Source organism: Arhodomonas sp. KWT (assembly GCF_010993615.1).
Genome location: NZ_WNXE01000655.1, coordinates 1 through 941, shown reverse-complemented (window position 1 = coordinate 941; position 941 = coordinate 1). Strand labels below are relative to the sequence as shown.

2 protein-coding genes are annotated in these 941 nt (G+C 67.5%); both read right to left on the bottom strand.

Annotated elements, in window-relative coordinates:
* Nucleotides 1–92, bottom strand: a 92-nt coding sequence (locus G7A99_RS26015; protein WP_163143955.1) for a prepilin-type N-terminal cleavage/methylation domain-containing protein, incomplete at its 3' end; no start/stop codon positions are given.
* A 14-nt stretch (nt 93–106) separates the two neighbouring features.
* A partial coding sequence (locus tag G7A99_RS21485; protein ID WP_240466372.1) for a type II secretion system protein occupies nt 107–941 on the bottom strand: 835 nt, incomplete at its 5' end.

The following is a 941-nucleotide window of genomic DNA, read 5'->3' as shown; positions in this document are numbered from 1 at the left end:
CCCAGGATCAGGCCGATGACCGCGAGCACGATCGCCATCTCCACGAGGGTGAAGCCGGCCGCCCGGGACGGGCGCTGCTTGAGGTTCTGCATGACGGCTCTCCGAATCACTGGTTCATCTTGTAGTGGGCGGTGACGGTAACGACCTGGTCCTCGTCCCGGCTGCGCCCCTCGCCATCGGCGGTAACGTCGTCGGCGCCCGTCCGGAAGGTGTTATTGGCCGTCCACTGCGCGCCGGGCTCGTTGTCGGTGCCGTCGCCGATGCCCTCCTGGCGGAACACGCCCTCCCTGGCGTCGGCCTGGCCGTCGGTGGCCTGATCGAGGTAGCGCGCGAGGTCGGGGGTCAGCCCGGAGATGGTCATGACGTTGCCCGAGCCGGAATCCGTGCCCGGCGGGTTCCACTGGAAGCAGACCTGGATTTCCTGGGGATTGCCGTTGCTGTCGAGATAGACGTAACGATCCTCGAAGCCCTCGCCGCGTCCCGGGGGCAGCTCCACGCCGGCCTGCAGCATCAGGTCGCGGAGGCCCGCGGTGTCGCCGTTGCCGACGCACAGCGCCCCGGGGCCGGTCTCGTCGGACATGTCGCCGTCGGCGCCCGAGCGGTTGTCGTCGTCCACGAAGACCTGGCCGTTGACCATCAGCTGCGGCTCGGTCTGGCTGTCCCCCACGGGCACGCCCATGCGCTGGTAGTACGCGTTATAGGCAACGGCCCACTGGTCGATGAACGTCCGCTTGATCTTGGTGTACTCGGCATTGCGCTGTACGTCCTGGCCGATCATCACCGCGCCCAGGATCAAGCCGATTACCGCGAGCACGATGGCCATCTCGACCAGCGTGAAACCGCCGTTACGACGCGACCCGACAGCTGTGTTCGCCTTCATCCGTTCGGTCTCCGTCACCACGTTGTGCGGCGTGGCCTCGGCGGCCACGAGCGATTGGGGA